Below are 20,542 nucleotides of genomic sequence, written 5' to 3'. Positions count from 1 at the left end.
TGAATAAAAAGAAAGAGACGATTATGACTGTTGCATTGACCCTCTCGCTCCTTCCCGAAACATTTGCGATTTGCCGTCTGGAGCCGGGAACGCCTCTGCACGATTTGCAGAAGGGTGGCTCGTTTTTCTCTATCACCAGCACTATGGATGAGCTTTCGGTGGTCTGCCCGGTTGATTCGATTCCTTCGACGGAGATCAAGGCAGACCGTGATTGGAGCTGCTTCAAGCTGCATGGCCCGTTCCCGTTTGATCTGGTTGGGATTCTCAATTCGGTGACCGCGCCACTGGCTGAAGCAAAAGTTGGCATCTTCGCGATCTCAACCTATGACACTGATTATGTACTGGTCAAGCAAGAGCTGCTGGAAAGCGCTATTGCCGCTCTGAGAAAGGCCGGACATACGGTGTACACCGATTGATCGGTAGGTTTATATAAGGCAGCCTGCTTATACGCTATCTGTAATAGATCTTCCTCCTCTTAGACTTGTTGTGCGAGATATTCCAGCAATGAGGCGTCAGAGAGCCCGAGTCCTGCATCCAACCACGAGGATGGTATGTTTGGATGCGCTGCTGTATCGATGCGCCAATGAAAGCCCGTTGCCTGTTTGGTCTGGTTGCTCAAGAGGTAAGAAGCGATAAGGGTGCAGTAGCGCGTCTTGACGCTATATACAGGAATATCAAGTATAAAGGTGTGCTTTTTGAGTGAGCAGGAAATATACTGATAGTAGTGCGATCTGTCGTGCTCATCAAGCAGGCTGAGTTCTACCCCTGTTCGTGGTGGACCTTCCAGTGTCAATGTGAGCTTGTTTGCTTGCAGATGGCTCTCAAGGATGCGCGGTGGTCTATGGACCTCAAACGAGAGCGCTTTTTGTCCGCTTGTGAGTGTGAAGGTGGTGTACTCAGACAGGCAACAAGGTGCAAGTATTTGAAGGTCATTGAGAAGCACATTCCCTGCACTATTTGTGTGATATGTGCCGAGCAATTGTTTCCCGGCGTATAGCCGAATCTCACTTTCGGGAACTGAAAAGACATATAGAAGGGAATGAGCAATGTAATAATACTGTAATCTCTCGATGCGTTGCCATGTTGTGCCCGAACTCCGCTGATAGAACCGTATGCCGAAAAGAGGTGGGGAGAAACAAAGATCGATTGTTTGTGCAAGGGTTGGAAAGGACAGCGGCACCGTGAGCCGGGGCGCAGTGAGCTCTTGCACGCCTTCAGGAAAGTGTTGTTGTGTATCGATAGGCGAGGCTGGCGTGACTGCTTCGGCTGTTACCTGAATGCTTGTTTGTCTGGTGGGCCGCTCGGGAGGCCCGAAGAGCGGGTGTGAGGCACTGATTTCGAGCGTTGTCGGCTGGCCCTCGATAAGCGGATAGGATGATGCACTGATTTCGACCGATGGGATGAGGGAAAATGTGCATTGCTCTATAACTTCATCTTCCTGAAGAAAGTGAAGCTGCCATTTGCCATAGCGTGCGCGGGTGAAGGTGTGTAAACTTCGCAGCGTCCTCTGATCGAGCCTGTAGCACTGTTCTGCGATCTCGGTCAGGGTGATGGGAAGCGTGACTTGTTCATCCCGGTAAGCAAGCTGACAGCGTAGTCCCTCTAGAGAACGATTTGTGTTGATCTGAAGCTGATTGAAGGCATAAAACTGACCGTGTTTCAGGTGCACGGAAGAGCCATTTTCCGGCTGAATACTGATCGAGAACTTGCCTGGTTGCTTGAAGGTCCAGCGACATAGGCCCGCAGAGAGCTGAAACGGTTTCTCGGTCTCTTTCCAGATGACGCGATAGACTCTATAAGAAGTAGAGTAGGATTCTACATTTTCGAGTGCAATATGCGGTGCGTGCCAGATGCTGCATCCTTGCTTCACGAAGAGATAATAAAGCGTATCTCCCCATTTTCCCCTTGTGCCGGCAGGAACATTCTGACGGGTACTGGAGGCGAAGAGAAGCGCTTCATCCAGCGTTTTATGCATATATTTAGATGGAAGTGTCTCGAAACTATATTCGATAGAAAGGTCGCAATCAATGCGCTTGAGCAGCAGGCCGGGCATGTGGGACGCGCTCTGGACCCCGCCTTTGTCGGTAGGATATAGCGGCCACTGTTGGGTATCACCTTGCGAGGTGCGGACGGTGAGAGTGCGTATAGCCTGATTCCAGAACCCAACTCTGACCCAGGGAAAGGTAAGCAGAATAGCCGGGCGCTGTTCCTCGAATGTCAGCTCCAGCGCTATTTTAACGGAGAGCCCCTGGGAGGCTTGCACTTTTTGTGTATCTATGAGCAACAATTCCCCGGGCGTTATCTCATCGACATAGAGGTAGAAGCTATTTCCCTGCTCATCATAACACCGTCGGGTGACATGAATGCGCTGCTCTCCTTTCTGGACCTCGAACGGCTGTGCCTTTTTATAGGCGATGTAGTGATTCTGCCGAAGCGGGATCAGTCGGTTGACGGGCCATTGCTGGATTGCTTCCAGCCAGAGCCAATCAAACGGCACTACCTGATAGCGGGTCTTTCCTATCTGATAATATCCATAGTGTAACATGTTCGACTGATAATGTACCCGGGATATATTTACGACGCGGTGTGCAGGTGTACTGATCTGCGTGTCGGACGGCAAGCTGAGCAGAAGTTCCAGAAAGCGTTCAGGCCTGAGGGCGTTGCGAAAGCGCTGGTAGACGCTCAGGATAATGTCTTTCTGGCGGCGGAAAAAGGATGGCGTTTCATTTTGTTCGAGCAAGGCTTTCAGGCTCTCCTGATCGGGGTATGTTCCTTCTGCGATCCGCTCTATAAGCTCTGCGAGCTTGAAAAGATCTTCCCGGAAACGTGGGTATGCTTTGTGATGGATTGGCAGGCTGTCTCCCGTTTGCCGTTGATATCCCTGAAGTATCGATTGCACTTCGAGCGAATACGGATTCTGCTGCGACACAAAACGGTATTGATAAAACCAGCAAAAGAAGTCAATAAACTGCTTGCGTTCAAGGCTGGCAACACCGGGAAGAGCGTCTGTCAGCGACTTGATAATCAGGCGGCGAGTTTGATCTGTGTGCTGCTCGTAGCGCTGTTGCCCGCGCCGGGGAATATGAGCCTGTGCATACGTGAGCCAGAGAAGCTCGGCGAGCGGGTAGGAGTACGTTATGCCGGACGCGCCAAGCTCTGGTAAAAAATCTTCCCAGAATTTGTACTCTTTGAGATAAAGCGTGTGCCGGATGTATTCGCAGGCATAGGCAAGTAGGATGTAGCCTTCCTTGAGGTAAGCCTGAAGGAGATTTGGGCGTCTGGCTTCGAGGTCATCGAGGGCTGCCAGTTGCTTGAAAATGGAGCGAGCCAGCTCTTGCAGCACTGCGTATTCCTGCTCGTCGAACTCAACCTGAGCAAGGGAGCCGCCGGCACGATATTGGCGCAAGACGAGTTCGCGATACACTCCCAATCGGTTCTGCTGTTGAAATGTCATGCCATATGCTCCCCTTCAATTTCTATCGGATCGAATACAGCCTGCTCCCTGAGCCATTCGAGGAGATACCAGCGTATCATCAACAATTGTTGCGCTTTGTTGATAGTGGTGATATGTGGGGATGGTGGCGTGTCGATGGAGGCAAGGAGCGGCTCAACGAGCGTGGATTCCAGGCGGAGCCAGCGGTTCCAATCCTCCCATTTGCTACCGGTGTGTGTGGTAGTGTGAGGATGGATGTTCAATTGTTGTGTCAATTGAGCTAAAGCCTGTCGCCAGGCGGGGTCAAGCGTTGAAGGCTGCTCCTGCTCGCCGTCGAGAGTGAAGAATATCTTGTCGAGTAGCTTTTTGGCCTGGTTGAGCCTGTATTGTCGGAAGATCGATTTTCTGCGGTCAGCCAGCGGAAGAAGTGCTCGCATCTCTGTCAGATGGCCACGTAACAGTGCATCGCGCTCGGCTGTTTGGCGCTTCAGGGCTTCATATTGTTGCCTCGCCCGGTGAAGGATCTCGCTGTTGTTCTGGCTCATAAGTTGAAGCGTGGTCTTTACTTCCTGTAATTCCTTTTCTGACTCCTCAAAATTTTCCAGCGTTATTGTATAGCAATCGTTAGCCTCAGAAAGCTCCTGCCGGAGAAGCTCCTGTTCTTCTTGGTGGCGCGTTTGTAGCTCGATGAGCTTTTGTTGCAAGTCATGAGATTGCTTCTGTAGCTGCTCGATCTTTTGTTGCTGCTGCTGAACACACATAGTGAGTTCGTGAAGCCGCTGTTTTTGATTGTTAAAGGTAGATTGATCAATATGCAGGGAAGCGATTTTTTGTTGAAGCGTAAGCGCATTTTCGCGCTCGGTTGTGAGCTCCTGTTCCAGTTGCAAGATGCGCTGCTGTCGCTCCTCAAGTGTGGTCTCGAAGCTCTGATGCTGCTCCTCAAGCGCCGTGTTTCGCGCTTCAAGCTCCTCTATTTTATGCTGGAGGCGATGAATCGCCACTTTTTGCTTGAGCTTGCTGTCAGCTTGCAGAAGCTCCTGCAATAGTTCAGGAGTGCAGGCAGCGCGCAATTCTTTATGCATTAATAGTGCGAAATAGAGCGCGATGCTGATTCTTTCATCGTCCTTTTGATGAGCAAGTAAACGAACAACATCATCTTCCAGATGTTCGGTTGAAGTCCGCTCCCAGGCCTGAATAACGAGGTGCCCATACCTATTGAGCCAGTGACTGTATAGCAGGAATTGCGCATGTTTACAGCCGGTGCAATGGGTAATAAGCTCCTGTATTTTGCTCTCCGGGACATTGCGACCGCGCTCAAAGCCTTTTTTCCAATAGCGATCCTGCGGCTTGCGGTGATCATCCTTCTGAATTACCTCTTGAACGGCCTCCTTGCCGAGGAAGTGGACAAACGTGTCCCAATCGTCCCGGGTAAGCAGTTCGAGGGCGAGGTGGTCATGCTTCTGCTTTTTGATCATGAGAGATCCCTTCTATATTCTGTTGAATAAAGAGGCTTGCTGCCTGCCATACATCATCGAAAGAGGGACGCGAAGGGCTGGAGAAGCGAAGATCTTCGATCAATTGCCCGGTTCCGATGATGACGTGTTTCTGACATGCTCGATGAATCCGAATGGACTGCTGTTCGAGCGTCCAGAAGGGAGAGGGGTTGTGCTGAAGCCAGACGCAGAGCTGAGGCCAGGCACCAGGGGAGAGGCCCAAAGCGGTGCCATCGTAGAGGCCTGGAGGACGATTGAACAGGGCGCTGATGGTTGCAAGCAATTGCAGGCGTTCCTGCGTGGTCGTTGCCAATGTGGCATAGTGAAGAAAAAGTAGCTCTTCAGGCTGATTCATGTGCTTTCTTTGCCTTCTCTCTATTGTGCTGTCTGAAATGCAAAAGAAGTACATCTACCACAACATACACGACACATATAGCAAAAACTGTGGAGACGAGGGCATCCTACACACTCCGCACCTGTACGCCTCCCAAAACCCTTAAGTAGAAAAGCGATGTACGAGATAGCTGCTTTTTTGAAGAGTTGGTGCGTCCGAAACGCGGTAAGCAGATCTTACGAAGAGATTATACAATACTTGATCATTTTATGGAAAGGGGATAGTACCGACGGTTTCCCCATTTTATGGGATATCTCTACTTACGGCCATATCTGTAATAGGAGAGGTAGCAATTGAAGGAGCTTTCAAGCCTTAAAGAAGCAAGAAGTGAAACATGATCGTTTGCTGGATAACCGTTTGCTTTATTGCTGCAATAGTTGAGGACAGGTCAGGAGCCATTCGCTCAAATGAAGAAAAGGGAGGCGGCCCTGAAGCTGCCTGGCAGGATTATAACTGAAGCCATCAAGTGCGGCTGCGTAGAGCGGTATTGCTGCCGTGTACGGTGTCAGCGCTTTTCGTTCTTGCTCCGATAGGCGCGTGTGGGCGGTTGTCTCGTATGCGTTGAGCAGCAAGGGAATGCGGTGCCATGCGAAGTCTTGCGGCTTCTGGTGCCCGTTGAGAGCAAGCAGCATAAAAGCCAATGCGTAGGCGAGGTCGTGGATGCGTGGGCGATACGCAAGAAAGCCAAAATCCAGATAGATCGCTTGCTTGTCTGGTGTCTGGCAGACGTTGCTCAGGTGGATGTCGCCGTGAATGAGCTGTTGTGGCAGATGTGAGGCGGGATGCCACTGCCGACGGAGCTCCCGAACGAGCTTTCCCAGATAATGAGCGATCTCAAATGCCTGTGGATGATCGTGAACCGCCTGTTGTGTCACCGTTAGCCAGCGTCTCAAGCTGCTCGGAGGCGCATATGTTGCGACCAACGGACGGGGGACCTTGTTGTCACAGGTCGAAAGCGCATGATGCAACCTGCCGAGTGCCTGAAAGAGCCAGCAATACGCCTCAAAGGTATGAGGTAGCCGTTGATGCGGCCTATACACTTCGATTTCTGCCCACCGTTTCCCACAGCGAAGCACGGGCGCGTTCGGCTCGGGAAGCGGAACCTGAAGCCCCTGTGCTGTAAGCGCTTGTCGAACACGCTGAATGGCAAGCAGGCGCTCACGTGATACGAATGGTTGATGTACACGTAAAACGATATTTTCCGGTACTACGTGTATATTCAGGCTCATGGTGCCGCCGAGATCGATCGCCGATGAGGTAGGATAACGTGACATGAGAAGCCGCTTCACATCTGGATTATTCAGGGTAGGGCGATCCGGATCGGCTGGATTGTCCTGCCACCATGAACGTAGACGGCTATGCTGTCCCATTATTTCTGATATTCCGCGAGGAATGTGCGCGTGCCAGAAGAAAGAGGCCGATCTTGAAACTGTACTTCGTGTAAACCACACTGTTGTATATGGTCAAGCTCGAAGCGGGCAAGCGGCCAGGGCGGACCGTCAAACTCCTCTTCCGGCTCACGTCCATGACAGATAATGAGCAACGTGCCACCCGGTGCGACACAGTGTGCAATGGCTTCTATGGCCTTTGTATGCAGATGGGGCGGAAGTGATTGAATGGTGAGCGCGTCAAAGACAAGATCGAAAGCCTGCTGATATTCCTCGGGAAGCGTGAAGAGATCCGCGACCTCATAGTTGACAGGAGAGCCCGGGAAGCGCTCGCGACACCAGGCAACGGCGTTCGGCGACACATCGAAGGCAGTGACGGTAAAGTGCTGATGAGCAAGTGCCTCTGCATCGTCTCCAAGCCCACAGCCAACGACAAGCGCTCGCTGTTTGTCTCCCTGGCGCTGTTGTAACCAATCGTGCAGGAATGGATGAGCGCTCTGACGGGCCCAGGGAACCATTGAGGGGTTATGTTTAGCATGAGTGTAAACGGCGTCAAACCATGCTGAAGGATCAGTGTAGGGCTGCCTCAGCGCACGGTTTTGGGTAGGGCCTTGCTGTTCCATACTTTTCCTCTATTTCTCATCAATGTATGTAATCTACACTGACTGTACACGATGCTACACGAAAGTGCAAGGGGACCCTTTCTTTTTGTCAGGTAAGTGGGAAGAAATATGGTATTCTGATGAGTATGCTGGTGTAGAACGAATACACAAAATAAAGGACGAAATTTGCTTGACCCTGACACGGTGTCATACTTTACAATATCAGTGAAGATCAAACAGGAGGCTTAAACATATGAACATTGGCGAATTGTCGCGACGCACTGGTGTCAGCATTCGATCATTACGCTATTATGAAACAAAGCATTTGCTGTCGCCGCAGCGGAGCGAGAATGGCTATCGCTTTTATGAGGAATCGGCGGTTGAACGAGTGAAAGCTATTCAATTTTACCTGAAACTTGGTTTGACTACTACTGAAATAGCAGCCGCTCTAGGGGATTGTGATCTTGATATGTCATCATTTTCCCCTGAGTCGAACTATCTTTATGAGTGTCCTGAGGAACTGGCGCTGTATCGGAAGCGACTTGCAGAAGTGGAAGAGCAGATTGAAGCTCTCGAACGAGTCAGAATGTACCTCAAACGTAGTCTCTCAAAGGCTCAGGAAACGGTGTCCGTCTAACCAGTGACGGACACTACAATCGAAATAGTAGAAATAATCGTCCCTCATTATGTGAGCACTGATTGATCTTTGCCTGAAATACAATAGATTGCCTCTTATATAAGAGTAGAGGGATAGAAATATAATGGAGGAGAAGTATACAGGGAAGAAAGCTGTCATTATCGGTGGAACAATTGGTATGGGGCTGGAAACAGCCCGCTTGCTCGTTGCAGGAAGTGCTGAAGTCCTGTTGACTGGTCGAAACGAGGTAAATCTAGAAGCAGCGCGACAAGAATTCGGCTCGAAAAGCACATGTAGTGCGTTCTGATGCCACTATCATGGCAGATATCGATGCACTGAAGCCGATCGTTGAGGAGAAGCCTGGTAAGGTAGATCTGCTCTTTATTAATGTCGGGACCGCGCTGTTTGAGCCATTCGAGCAGGTAACGGAAGAATCGTAAGATCGACAGTTTCAAGTCAATACAAAGGGGGGCATTTTTCACGGTGCAACGCTTGCTTCCTGCATTGCGGGATGGAAGTGCAATCGTCTTGACGTCATCGGTGGCTGTAGGTGGGGGAAGCCCGGGTATGAGTGCCTAAGTGGGTACGAAAGCTGTGCTTGCCGCATTTACAAAACTAATCGACGAGGAGTTGCTGCTGCGAGATATTCGGGTAAATGTGGTCAGATCCGGTTTTATCGACACACCGACAATGGGTGTGGTTGGGTTGACTGAAGTTGTCAAAGAGATACTCAAGCAGCGAGGCGATATGGTGACCCCGATGAGACGTCATGGTTCGGCAAAAGAAGTGGCGCGGGCGGTGCTGTTTCTCGCGTTCGAGGCCACGTTTACAACTGGCAGCACGCTTGCTGTTGATGGCGGGTTGGGAGAGCGGCTTTCTCGACCCCAATAGAGCTTGAGAAATGTTGTATTCTATAGATAGAGGTAGGAAACGTTAAAAATGCATTATGGTATAACACTTCCGAACGTATATAACTTCGCTGAGCCACATCTGCTGGCTGATCTGGCTCATACCGCAGAAGAGGCCGGTTGGGATGGTGTTTTCCTCTGGGACACGCTGCACTATCTGGCTGATGGGCAGCCGGTAGCCGAGGCCTGGATTTCCCTTACGGCAATGGCAATGCGGACCAAGCGCGTGAAGCTTGGCACGATGGTGACTGCGCCAACACGGCGGCGTCCTCAGAAGCTGGCTCGGGAGGCGGTAACGCTGGATCATGTCTCGAATGGCCGCTTTATTCTGGGTGTAGGAATTGGGGATATTGAGGATAAGGGCTTTACCCATTTTGGGGAGGTACTGGATGCAAAGCAGCGAGCAGGCATGTTAGATGAAAGCCTGGAAATCATCCAGGGGTTATGGAGTGGTGAGCCATTCAGTTATAGTGGAAAATATTACCAGGTCGATGAGATTCAATTCTTGCCAACACCACTTCAGAAGCCCAGAATTCCGATCTGGGTGGCCGGGACATGGCCAAATAAGGGGCCTATGAAGCGGGCTGCTCGTTGGGACGGTGTGCATGTCTTCTCTTCACCGGATGGCATTGCGCCAGTGAAGCGCTTTATGGATGAGCATCACACCGCCGGGGCGCCGTTTGATATCGTGGTGTCCGTGCCGCTGTTTGAGGCTGCGAGAAATGCTCAGGCCCGGGCAGCGCTTCGTGAGGCTGAACAGGGGGGTGCAACCTGGCTGCTTGAATTTGTAATGCCGAATCAAGATGTTGACGCCGTTTATGCTGCGCTGCGTCAGGGGCCGCCATCCTTGTAGGAGACGAAGGCATAGTCACTTTATGCTTGCCCGCTTCGCTCGTTGTATGAAATAACAGCAATTTTTTAGCAAACGAGGAGGCGGGCATGCTTATTGAACTTGCAGTTGGTGACGCCTACGGTGCCGGCTTTGAGTATGCGGAGCGTGCATGGGTCGAGCAACACAACACGCTGGATCGATATGTATTGCATCCCAGACACAATATCGCTCCGGGTTCGTATACCGATGATACACAAATGACGCTTGCCATTGCAGAAATAATGGTATCTGGCGTTCCCTGGACAAAAGAGACACTGGCCGAAAAGTTCGTCGAGGTGTTCAAGCGTGACCCTCGCGAGGGATATGCGGGCAGCTTCTATCGCTTTCTCAGCAGGGTGCGCGATGGTACACAGTTCTTACGCGAGATCCGTCCTGATAGCGACAAGAGTGGTGCGGCGATGCGTGCTGCTCCTATCGGGCTGTATACGACTATTGATGAAGTGATCGAGAAGGCGACGTTGCAGGCAGAGCTGACGCACAACACTTTTGATGGCGTGAACGCAGCTGTTGCGGCGGCGTTGATGGCCCATTATTTCATCTATCGTCTGGGGCCGAAGCAGCAACTGGGGCGCTTTCTTGAGCAGCATGTGCCCGGACGCTGGGCTGAGCGCTGGCGGGGACCGGTGAAAGCAAAGGGCTGGATGAGCGTTCGTGCTGCTATTACTGCACTCCTCGATCATTCGCGGATGAGTGATATCCTGCAAGCGTGTATTGCATTTACTGGTGATGTTGATACTGTGGCTACAATCGCGTTGGCCGCTGGCTCCTGGAGTGTGGAAATAAAGCAGGATTTGCCTGGACAACTTGTGCAAAACCTTGAGCAAGGGCCGTATGGAAGAGAGTATCTTTTACAGCTCGATGCTCAATTGACTGCGCTCAAGCGAGCATAGACGCCGGGTCTGGTGCGCAGGGGCCAGACCCAGGATGTTGCCTTATCTCCCGTGGAGCCGTGCGACGATGGGAGCGAAATTTTCAATCTGTCCCTCATGCACTTTCAGGTACGAGAAGCCATACTGCTCCCTGAGCGCTAGCAGGTGCTCGATTGCCTGCTGTGTGCTCATCTCCTGGACTGGAACCTGCGGCCCGCCAGGTGCGGCGGTTGCTTTTTGCTTACTATCAGTAATGTGTAGATAATAGACTGTTTTGCTGAGCTCTCGTGCTGGAAAGCGCTCCTGTGCCCCCTCTTTAACCCATTTCAGTTTTTGCTCAATTGAGGTATTTGACTCCTGGAACATTATCGCAACCTCAACTATATCTGCCTCACGTCCCGCCAGTTTCAGTATTCGTTCTCCCGCACCTGCAAGCAGAATAGGTGGGTGAGGCTGCTGTACAGGCGCAGGCGTGCCAGATACATCTTTAATCGTATAATATTTTCCAGTATAGGTCACGCGCTCTTTTGTAGAAATCTGCTTGATAATATCAATTGTTTCCTGAAGATGCTGGACACGCTCACCACCACTTGCGAAGGGTAACCCCATTTTTTGGGATTCCTGAGGCCCATATCCTACGCCCAGACCAAGTTCAAGCCGTCCATTGGAAAACACATCCAGTGTTGCGGCTTCACGAGCAAGAAGAAGTGGGTGGCGTAACTCATTGTTGAAGACAAAGCTGCCAATACGAAGCGTGGTTGTGACCGCTGCTGCCATTGTGAGCGCGGAAAAAGGTGCGAGCCCACCAACCGAGGGAACATCGGGCATCAATAGGGATGAGTACCCCAGATCCTCACAGCGGCGTGCCTGGTCGAGCCACGAACTGCGCGTATGTGGAGGTGTGCCCATCGAGACAACGCCAAAACGAAACGGATGAGACATCTTTTTCTCCTGAAATTTGGGTATATCATATGATCAATCATTTTAGATAGACATACTATACAATAAAAAAGAAGAGCGTGTCAAGTCAACTTCTTCGCGTGCAAGCAATCGTGCAGGCGCTTTTTCTTCTACTATACCTGATTCTGTTGCACAAGCTGGAGAAATATGCCAATTTTCTTTCTCATTTAAAAACACCAATGGTCCTGTTTTTAGATAAGTAGCTTGAAATATTTGTATGGCTGTAGTATCATCTGCGTATATGTGCGTTTTGGTTAGAAGTGTAGCCTGTGAACAGGGACTGGGTATGATGAATAAGGTTGAGCGTAGCGATCTTCCCCTTGCAAAATGTGATTATATGCATGTACTGGAAGTGATAGAGGAGTTGCTGAAGGCTGATTTCAGGCAGATCGAGACCGGCGACAGGAGCGCGTATTTCTCTGTGGCACTTCTGAAGGCTGCTCAGGAGCATGGACACGCGCCTCTGTTGTCCCCAACGTTTGATGTGGATGCGCTGGCGTCTCAGATAGGAGCGCGGTTCACTGAAAGTCATGCCTCGCCTTTTGAACATCAGGCAGAAACGGCGGATGCTGCTATCTCTATACCCGAGTTTGAGAAGCGAAAAGAGTTCTATAGAACGATTCAGACTATCCTGCACTTGATGCGCAAGTGTCTGCATGCTGAGTTGCAGCGGTCTACTCCTGATGGGCAGCCCATGTCATTGCATGCCCTGATGCGCAATCTGGTCATTAGACCGGGGAAGATCGTCCCTGAGCATGGTGAAGAAAAAGAAGCTCATCTGCGTCGCTTACTGTATGAAAAGCTTGAAGAGACCGTTGAATTACAAAAAAAGAGCGTTGTCATCGGAACAAAAGAGGCGCGAGATCCCTGGCTAACGGGACACAGGCTCACGCTGGCTGTGAAGGGGGTTCAAAACTTCTTCCGGCAATTGGTAGGGGGCATCCAGACACATCTTGAGCGGCTCCGAGCGAAGCATGCTCACGTTACAGAAGCCGATATGCAGCGGGCTCGTGATGCTTTACATGCGATGCAGTTACAGGAGCATTCAGAACTGCAAATCCTGAAGGAAGCTGTTCTCGGACAGAGTATTGCTCGCATTTTTCGGGAGTGTCAGCTACTCTATTTGGACTATCTGCTCAAGCGTATCTGTACCTGTGAGAAGATTGACACGCGCAATGCGAGGCTGCTGGAACATCTGATCGTGCGGTTGCGGGCGCTCGACAGCTTTAGTCATAAACATGACGATGCTTTCTATCAGGTGACACTGAAGCGTGAAGTGTATGACACGAAGCGGCTTCTCACGCTTGCCAGCGCGTTTGATCCTCTGCCGGTGCTCCCCGAAATAGGTGGAATGTTGAGTGAGGCATCTCTGGAAGGGGAAAAGACGTTTGCGGTAGGGGTGAAACTGAAGCTTAATAGTGCGGTCTATACACACGGTGGCAGTGGCGAATCAGTCTATGTCTATAACATGGCGTTGCTTGATGCTGAAGCCGGGCTATACAAGCGGCGCAAAGAGAGCATCACCTATGAGAAGCACTTCTATGAGGAAGTCTTGCGGATCGCGCTGCTCTACCCGGTGCTGTACAGGCTCGATGATGCCTCTTTTGATGTTGTTGCATATCTGGAAGAGAAGGTGTTCCCGGTCTTGACGACAGGAACGGAGGAGGAGAAAACCGCTCTTTTCAAGCAGATCAAGGAGGACATTGACAGGAGCGGCGCTATGAGGAATGTGCAGGCGCTTCGTGAGCTTTTAAAGGAGTTTATGGAACAAGCGCCTGTTGAGCCTGACATGTGCCCGCAAACGCTGGTACTCAGTCTGAAAGAGACCGTGCTGAATCACGATCTGGATACTATTTGTACTGAGCAGCGCTTCTTTCGAGATGTGAATCTTGCGGACCAGCCTGAAACCATCCTCAAGCATATCGCGGTCGAGCAAGAGGGAACATGCCGCAATGCGCTCTGTACGCTGCCGCTTCAGGTGCGGTTTGAGCCGCTACATTATTATCCAGCAGATGACGAGGTGAAAGAGTATAGTGTGAAATATGCCTGGGAACGCCTGGGGATGCTTCCCGTTCTGCTGATCCCGCCTGACAAGGAGAATGAGGCCCTTCAGCTTGCTTTGGGGGACCTGAATCGAGTGACGCTTTATTATCGCAAACATGGTCGGCGTTTTGGCTCTGAAGGAGCGTTTGCGTATCGCTTTGCGTATCTCACGCTTGCCTATACCTTTGCCAAAATGCTAGCGACCTACACGAAAGTGGCAGATGCACGGAGGCTCTTTATCCCGGTAATCTGTATATGTGACCGGAAAGGGGGAGGGCACGAATATAAGGAGAATGATGCAAAGAAAAGTATAAAAGAAGCAGGAATGTATAGATTGTCTGAAGAGGAGTTTGTGTATTCGGTTGCGAGGTTGCTGGAATTTATGCTGAGTCAGGACCACCTGAGCGGCTCGCAGAGCTTCCAGCGTGTTCCGATTCATGGAGTGGACAAAGGGCCATGTATGTCAGGGGATGAGCACCTCTCGCTCTCCTCAATGCTCCCATGCGTATTCAGCAGGAAGGAGCCTGAGCAGCGGAGTCATCAATTGAAGAAGCTTGCTGTGGTGCAGGTCACCAGTTGTGCCTGTAATCGAACAAAAGCTGGCCGTGATGATCATTCCGTCTCGACGCTCTACGGGCAGGTTATCGGGATCGAGCGCCGAAGTGATGGCTGTCTCCATCTGGGCCCATTGACGACATTCTCAACAAATATGCGGCATGATGAGATGTTCAAGCGGCCTCATGCACTTTTTCGGCAGATCGAACACTGTATCGCGCGAGGCTATCATCACTTCCTCTATATAGCGGATGCTCCTTATAGCCGTTCGCTGCATATCTCTGATGTGGGAAGTGGGCCATGCTTTATGAGCGAGGGTATGATCCGAGCGCTTCGGGAGCTCCTCTATGAGGAGAATGGCAAGATAGCGCGGATCTGGGTATATCCGATTTTTGGCGATACGTCTTATGTGGTCAATCGAAGAGGGCCGCAGAACCCACAAAATGGCTATTCACTTTATGTCGACGAGGGTGGTGAGCTTGTCCATAGAATGGGGGGTGGGAAGGTAGCTACTTTTTTACATCTGTGTCTGGATAAAAATGAGAGCAAGCCTTTTTCCTATAGAAATGTCACGGCCTATTCAACGCCGCTGCATCTCTATAAGGACGATGCGATCTACGAGCGGTATATCAGGGATGACCTGCTCCACTGCGGGGAACAGTCTCCGTTGCGGAGTGAGCTGCTTGAGATGCTGGCTATGCTGCATTTCTGGCGCTTTGAGCTGAATGGTTGGTACAGGCTTTATCCTGATCAGAAAGCAATCGAGATAGATTCGATTGGCATGCAGGCGACCTATCCGGGCATGCGAAGCGGGATCAATTTTAATGGGCTGGCCTATCTAACAGAGGTTCGTGCGGCGTTGCGTATGGCTGAGGTGCGCAAGAAAGAGGCGGTGTGACGAGAAGAGGTGTACAGAGAGGGAAGTCCGGGCGGCGTTTTGAGCCAGACTTTCGGACTCGCTTGTTGATAAAGGATTATTCCGGCGCTGTAAGGCAGTATGGAGCCAGATCAGGGTGAGAAGTCATTCCGCGCGGTATTGCGGGAAGCGCTCCTGTGTTCCAGATAGCGTGCTGCTGCTTCATCATGGGTGTGATGCGTTTCCTTTTTTGATATTTTGGAGCACGAGTAGCGCTCAAGATCAATTTCGAGAAACACCCGGCACGAAATGACCGCTCTCAATAGGTGCTGATGATAAGCGGAAGGGGCTTATTGGACCTCGATGCCAACACGCTCAAACAGGTGGCGGCAGAGCTCTGCGCGGTATTTGATGGGCATGCGTCCCGGAGGGCCGTGTGAATCTGAGCCCGCACTGACGACAAGGTCATGCTTTTGCGCGTATGCCAGATAGGTGGCGACAAGCTCGGGCGAATGGGTCGGGTAGTAGACCTCGATGCCATCTAACGGGACTTCGGCGCGAACCTGATCGAGCAGTTCCGGGGTGTAGAAGGTGAAGCCCTCTTCCTGTTGACCACGTCCAGGGTGAGCGATCAGGGCGATACCGCCACTTTGATGAGCTGCCTCAACGGTCTCTGCAATATCGGCCAGAATCTCGCGGTAGCCTGCCTCTGTGATCAGTTCCAGCGCTTTGGGCCAGTCATTGATATAGCCGTGTTCAAGAAGCAGCAAGGCGCAGTCTCCAGCAACGCGCAATTCGCCGTTGCTTGTCTTGAGAATCTCCGCCTGTCGAGGGAAACGATAACCCCGCTGAAGCAGCCCGTTATAGACCTCTTCGGCGTTAGCCTGCTGGCCCTGGCGAACTCGCTGTGTGAGAGTAGCCAGAGGCTCGGATGTGGGATCGATGCCGAAGCAGAGCACATCCGCCATCTGACCACGCCATTGTGCGCTGACCTCAACGGCGGGCAGGACATGAATCTGTTTTTGCTGACCAAGCCGCTGCACGCTGGCGATGGTGTCAACCCGGTCGTGATCGGTGACGGCAACCAGCCCGAAACCCTCCTGTGCGAGATAGTCGAAGAGCTGCTCCGCAGTCCAGCGGCCATCACTGTACGTCGTATGCATTTGTAGATCAATCGGCGTATCAGATTGAATTGTCAGATGCATTTTGCTAGCCTTTCTCAATATATTTGATACTATGATTTATTATACCCTGTAGAACGGGATACAGGAAGAAGCTGCGATTCTGCTCTTTTCCCGTTCGTTCAACATCCTGGCTTTGCAGGGTTTGCCCTTTTGTTGAGCTGCCGCGATGGTGGTATGCTTAAAGTAGCGTTTCTCGCTTTATTGTATCCGCTTACGCTTTCGCATGGAAGCAATGGAACGAGAGATGCCTGTTTTCGGTGGGGAAAATGAAGCCTATAGTGAGAGGTAGCTTGTATGGAGAATGCATACAACATCAAGAAGGATGCGGTTCAGGTTGAGGCCGTATCTGAACTCGGATTGAACCCGTTCCCCTGGTATGAGGAGATGCGCAAAAATGACCCGATTCATTTTAACGAGAAACTGAATGCCTGGGAGCTTTTCCGCTATAACGATATTCTGGAAGTGGTGAAACATCCAGAGATCTATTCTTCGCGTCGAAGCCGTTCCGGTGACCCGGCAATGGCGATTCAGAGTGGTGGCAATCTGCTTATGACCGACCCTCCGCGCCACCGACAGTTGCGCTCATTAGTCACGCAGGCATTTACTCCTCGCACGATTGCACAGATGAGCGGGCGAATTATCGAAATAGTTGATTCGTTGCTGCAAAAAGGGCGTGAGACGGGGCATATGGACCTGATTGCTGATCTTGCCTACCCTCTCCCGGTGATCGTGATTTCTGAAATGCTCGGGATACCGCCTGAGGAGCGCGATTCGTTTAAGGCGTGGTCCGATCTCATTGTGAGTCCCTCATATGCCGATCTTGAACGCGGCAGGAAGGAATTGAGGGCCTATTTTCAAAACGTGCTTCAGCAGCGCAAGCAGCATTTGCAAGATGATCTGGTCAGTGGGCTGCTTCAGGCGAACGTCGATGGGGAGCCGCTGCAAGAGACAGAGATCCTCGATTTCTGTGAATTACTGCTGGTTGCCGGGAACGAGACAACAACAAATCTGATCGGGAACGCAGGGCTCTGCTTTGATGAGTATCCCGAGGCAGCTCGCGAGATTCGTGAGGATATGTCATTGCTCCCGAGCGCGATCGAGGAAGTGTTACGCTTCCGTTCGCCTGTACAGCGGTTTGGGCGTACCGTCGTCGTTGATACGGAACTCGATGGCCGACAGCTCAAAGTGGGACAGCGTGTGTTCTGCTGGATTGGTGCGGCCAATCGCGACCCGGCTCAATTTCCTGATCCCGGTTCTTTCAACATTCGTCGTACACCGAATCGGCATCTGGCGTTCGGGCAGGGGATTCATTTCTGTCTCGGTGCACCGCTTGCTCGATTGGAAACAAAGCTCGCGTTTGAGCGGCTCTTCCATACATTTAAGGATATTCAATTTCAGCGGGATGTGCCGTTAGAGCCTATCAGCAGCTTTTTCGGCTATGGTGTGGAACATCTTCTTGTACAGGTGCAGAACGCGTAGCTCATTTGGGCCCGACAGGTAGCAGATCTGTCAGGCCCGCTCTCGACCCTCATATCATTAAAAATGGGTAGTACCCCGATGGCGTTACCTGTCCGGGAGATGGTTCGGGGAGCCATTTCAGATCATCCTCATGAATATGAAGGAGCAGGCAGGCCTCGTGAAGCGATGGGAGAAAGCGGCGGACTTGCCAGCTCCCACGGGCGTCATGTAACAGGGAGCATTGCACCCACCAGCCTCTTGAGCCAAACCAGCCCCAACGCCTGCCTGGCCACAACTCCGCCCTGACAAGCCTGAACTGAAGCGCTGCCGCCCGTGGCACCTTCACTGATCGCCTTGTGAACATTATCCCTTTCCTTTCTTTGTCGCATTGCTTCTACCTACTATTACGTATCGTGACTCCTGATGTGACGAGCAAAAGGGACAGACGAAAAACGAGAGAGAACTGCTGTGCCGAGGATGAGTCTATATTGAACTGTACTACAAGCGCCTCTTCACTGAACGAATGGACAGGAGACAATCTGTCTTGAAGGACAATTTGTGGTGCGATGGAAGATGTTATGCTTTCTGAAAAGGAGATGGTGAGCCGAGATGAAGAAAAGCGAGCTTGTGCGGCTGCTCTACGAAGAGGTGCTGAATAAGGGCCGTCTGGAACTGCTTGATGAGCTGTTCGCGGCGCAGTTCGTGGATCACTCGACACCTGAACAACCCTGTGGGCCTGCGGGCGTGCGTCAGTACATCGAAGAGCTGAGAAGAGGATTTCCTGATCTACGGGTAGTAGTTGAAGATGTAATCACAGAAGGGGAAAAGCTGGTTGTGCGAACGACCTGGCAGGGAACGCATCTCGGGCTCTATGAGGGCCATGAGCCAGATGGCAGGCAGGCGCTACGCAGTATGATTCAAATATTTGTCGTGCGGGATGGCAGGCTGAGCGAGGAATGGAATGAGGGTGAAGGCCTGCTCGATTCGTAGAGGTTCAGGAGTCTAAAACCGGAGTTGCTCCTTTTTCTCTTAGCGCTTTATGAAAGGAACGAGATCTATGGTAGACAATGCGACATCCGTAAAAACCGCTGTGATTACAGGAGCCTCACGAGGCCTGGGGCGCGCTCTTGCTCGACAACTTGCCCGGCAGGGCTGGACGTTGATCATTGATGCACGCGGTGCACAGGCGCTTGAGGCGGTTAGAGCCGAATTGGCACAACAGACCGAGGTCGTCGCCATTCCCGGGGATGTGGCTGATTCCGCTCACCGAGAGGCTTTAGCGCAAGCAGTCCAGCGTTTTGGCTCGCTGGATGTACTGATCAATAATGCCAGCGTGCTTGGTCCAAGTCCGCAACCGGCGCTGCTTGAATACCCGCTGGATGTGCTGGAGCAAGTCTATCGGGTGAATACCCTGGCTCCGCTGGCTCTCATTCAACAGCTTCAGCCGTTTTTGCAAGCAGGTGCTCGTATCCTTAATATCACGAGCGATGCAGCGGTTGAAGGCTATGAGGGATGGGGTGGCTATGGTTCGAGTAAAGCGGCTCTAGAACAGCTCTCGCACATTCTGTCGGTCGAGAAAAGCGATTGGCGCGTGTACTGGGTCGATCCAGGCGATATGAATACCGAGATGCATCAGGCGGCTTTCCCGGGTGAGGATATCTCAGATAGACCGCTTCCGGAAACAAGCGTGCCGGGGCTAATGCGGCTGATAGAGGGCGATTATCCCAGTGGACGCTATGCCGCCCGCACTCTGGCGTGAGGAGAAATGGTATGCTTACTTCGCATGTGAGGCCTCTCGATTTCCTCTTGCCAGAGGAATTGGAGGCGGGCGAGCCCCCTGAGGCACGCGGGCTGGCACGAGATGAGGTTCGATTGCTCGTCTCATCGTATACAGATAATCGCATTGAGCATGCTCAGTTTCGGCAGATCCCGCAATTCCTGGCTCCGGGTGATGTGGTGGTGATCAACACGAGCGGCACCATGAATGCCGCTCTGGAGGCCATTGGAGCCGATGGAACGCGCTATGAGCTGCATCTTTCGACCCATCTCCCGGCTGATCTCTGGGTTGTGGAGGTGCGCATTCCCGATGAGCACGGGACGAAACCATACTACGGCATGCGTGAAGGCGAGGTCTTGCGGCTTGCCGAGAATGGGACGGCTGCGCTGCTTCTGCCTTATCTACCTGAACAGCGTGTCCAGGACAGAAGTCAGAAGCGGCTCTGGATTGCTACCCTTCACCTCCCGATGTCTTGGCAGGAGTACTTGAAGTCATATGGTTTCCCGATTCGCTACCGGTATGTACGTAATGCCTGGCCGATAGAATACTATCAGACGGTTTATGCAACGGAAGTAGGTAGCGCGGAGATGCCGTCGGCAGGACGTGCCTTTACACCTGAGCTGATTACTCGGTTGGTCGCTCTCGGGGTACAGGTATTACCGCTGCTGTTGCATACCGGGGTGGCAAGCCTGGAAGCGCATGAGCCGCCATATGAAGAGTATTATCGTGTGCCGGAAGAGACTGCTCAGGGGGTTAATGCCGCGCGGCAGGCCGGCCGAAGAGTAATCGCTGTCGGAACAACGGTTGTGCGTGCGCTCGAAACAGTGACAACGCCAGACGGCGTGACGCATCCCGGAGAAGGCTGGACACAGACCATTATTACACCAGAACGCGGTGTCCGCGCTGTACATGGCCTGTTGACTGGCTTGCATGAACCGCAGGCATCGCACCTGTTGATGCTGGAAGCTTTTGCGCCGAGAGAGCACCTGAAGCTGGTGTATGCGGAGGCGCTCCAAAAGAAGTATCTCTGGCATGAGTTTGGGGATCTGCATTTGTTGCTTCCATAAAAGGCGGCATCAGGACGGGAAGAGTT

17 protein-coding genes and 1 pseudogene are annotated in these 20,542 nt (G+C 51.9%); 10 read left to right on the top strand and 8 right to left on the bottom strand.

The window, feature by feature from the left end:
• Positions 1-23 precede the first annotated feature (23 nt).
• A complete protein-coding gene (locus KTH_RS06490; protein WP_497617325.1) occupies positions 24-416 on the top strand; it encodes an ACT domain-containing protein in 393 nt (130 codons plus the stop codon).
• 59 nt (positions 417-475) lie between these two features.
• Here the strand turns inward: KTH_RS06490 and KTH_RS06485 are convergent, their stop codons facing one another.
• The 5 genes from KTH_RS06485 to KTH_RS06465 all read right to left on the bottom strand — a co-directional run bounded on the left by KTH_RS06485 (position 476) and on the right by KTH_RS06465 (position 7,331).
• Complete coding sequence (locus KTH_RS06485) at positions 476-3,454, bottom strand: hypothetical protein (protein WP_497617324.1); 2,979 nt, start codon at positions 3,452-3,454, stop codon at positions 476-478.
• Complete coding sequence (locus KTH_RS06480) at positions 3,451-4,908, bottom strand: hypothetical protein (protein ID WP_497617322.1); 1,458 nt, start codon at positions 4,906-4,908, stop codon at positions 3,451-3,453. The genes KTH_RS06485 and KTH_RS06480 overlap by 4 nt, the downstream gene beginning before the upstream one ends.
• Positions 4,886-5,281: a hypothetical protein gene (locus tag KTH_RS06475; protein WP_497617321.1), complete on the bottom strand. Its 396-nt coding sequence runs from the start codon at positions 5,279-5,281 to the stop codon at positions 4,886-4,888. The genes KTH_RS06480 and KTH_RS06475 overlap by 23 nt, the downstream gene beginning before the upstream one ends.
• A 401-nt stretch (positions 5,282-5,682) precedes the next feature.
• Complete coding sequence (locus KTH_RS06470) at positions 5,683-6,690, bottom strand: phosphotransferase enzyme family protein (protein WP_497617320.1); 1,008 nt, start codon at positions 6,688-6,690, stop codon at positions 5,683-5,685.
• Positions 6,690-7,331 carry a class I SAM-dependent methyltransferase gene (locus tag KTH_RS06465; protein WP_497617318.1) on the bottom strand — a complete coding sequence of 214 codons (642 nt, stop codon included), beginning with the start codon at positions 7,329-7,331 and terminating at the stop codon, positions 6,690-6,692. Before KTH_RS06465 ends, KTH_RS06470 begins: the two co-directional genes overlap by 1 nt.
• A 232-nt stretch (positions 7,332-7,563) precedes the next feature.
• Between KTH_RS06465 and KTH_RS06460 the strand changes: the two genes are divergently transcribed.
• The 4 genes and pseudogenes from KTH_RS06460 (at position 7,564) to KTH_RS06445 (ending at position 10,637) form a co-directional block, all read left to right on the top strand.
• Positions 7,564-7,947, top strand: coding sequence for a MerR family transcriptional regulator (locus KTH_RS06460; protein WP_497617317.1), 384 nt, complete (start codon positions 7,564-7,566; stop codon positions 7,945-7,947).
• 124 nt (positions 7,948-8,071) lie between these two features.
• Positions 8,072-8,838 (top strand): annotated as a pseudogene (locus tag KTH_RS06455) (SDR family oxidoreductase).
• 48 nt (positions 8,839-8,886) lie between these two features.
• A complete protein-coding gene (locus KTH_RS06450) occupies positions 8,887-9,708 on the top strand; it encodes an LLM class flavin-dependent oxidoreductase (protein WP_497617315.1) in 822 nt (273 codons plus the stop codon).
• 86 nt (positions 9,709-9,794) lie between these two features.
• Complete coding sequence (locus KTH_RS06445; protein ID WP_497617313.1) at positions 9,795-10,637, top strand: ADP-ribosylglycohydrolase family protein; 843 nt, start codon at positions 9,795-9,797, stop codon at positions 10,635-10,637.
• A gap of 42 nt (positions 10,638-10,679) precedes the next feature.
• Here KTH_RS06445 and KTH_RS06440 read toward each other — a convergent pair whose 3' ends face one another.
• Positions 10,680-11,558: a TIGR03621 family F420-dependent LLM class oxidoreductase gene (locus tag KTH_RS06440; protein ID WP_497617312.1), complete on the bottom strand. Its 879-nt coding sequence runs from the start codon at positions 11,556-11,558 to the stop codon at positions 10,680-10,682.
• A gap of 304 nt (positions 11,559-11,862) precedes the next feature.
• Here KTH_RS06440 and KTH_RS06435 point away from each other — a divergent pair, with 304 nt between their 5' ends.
• Complete coding sequence (locus KTH_RS06435) at positions 11,863-15,072, top strand: hypothetical protein (RefSeq protein WP_497617310.1); 3,210 nt, start codon at positions 11,863-11,865, stop codon at positions 15,070-15,072.
• Between the two features lie 308 nt (positions 15,073-15,380).
• On the opposite strand, the gene KTH_RS06430 is transcribed toward KTH_RS06435, so the two are convergent.
• Entirely contained in the window at positions 15,381-16,235 is an 855-nt protein-coding gene (locus KTH_RS06430; RefSeq protein WP_497617308.1) for a PHP domain-containing protein, read from the bottom strand.
• A 273-nt stretch (positions 16,236-16,508) separates the two neighbouring features.
• Between KTH_RS06430 and KTH_RS06425 the strand changes: the two genes are divergently transcribed.
• Positions 16,509-17,693 (top strand): cytochrome P450, encoded by a 1,185-nt coding sequence (locus KTH_RS06425; protein ID WP_497617306.1) that lies wholly within the window; start codon positions 16,509-16,511, stop codon positions 17,691-17,693.
• Positions 17,694-17,742: 49 nt separating this feature from the next.
• Here the strand turns inward: KTH_RS06425 and KTH_RS06420 are convergent, their stop codons facing one another.
• Positions 17,743-18,036 (bottom strand): hypothetical protein, encoded by a 294-nt coding sequence (locus KTH_RS06420; RefSeq protein ID WP_137686393.1) that lies wholly within the window; start codon positions 18,034-18,036, stop codon positions 17,743-17,745.
• 245 nt (positions 18,037-18,281) lie between these two features.
• Between KTH_RS06420 and KTH_RS06415 the strand changes: the two genes are divergently transcribed.
• The 3 genes from KTH_RS06415 (at position 18,282) to KTH_RS06405 (ending at position 20,516) form a co-directional block, all read left to right on the top strand.
• Positions 18,282-18,662 (top strand): ester cyclase, encoded by a 381-nt coding sequence (locus KTH_RS06415; protein WP_497617304.1) that lies wholly within the window; start codon positions 18,282-18,284, stop codon positions 18,660-18,662.
• Between the two features lie 67 nt (positions 18,663-18,729).
• A complete protein-coding gene (locus tag KTH_RS06410) occupies positions 18,730-19,431 on the top strand; it encodes an SDR family NAD(P)-dependent oxidoreductase (protein WP_111322012.1) in 702 nt (233 codons plus the stop codon).
• An 11-nt stretch (positions 19,432-19,442) separates the two neighbouring features.
• Positions 19,443-20,516, top strand: coding sequence for an S-adenosylmethionine:tRNA ribosyltransferase-isomerase (locus KTH_RS06405; RefSeq protein ID WP_111322015.1), 1,074 nt, complete (start codon positions 19,443-19,445; stop codon positions 20,514-20,516).
• Positions 20,517-20,542: the final 26 nt, after the last annotated feature.

The sequence above is a fragment of the Thermosporothrix sp. COM3 genome (assembly GCF_059696735.1).
This window is presented reverse-complemented; position numbering and strand designations above follow the sequence as displayed.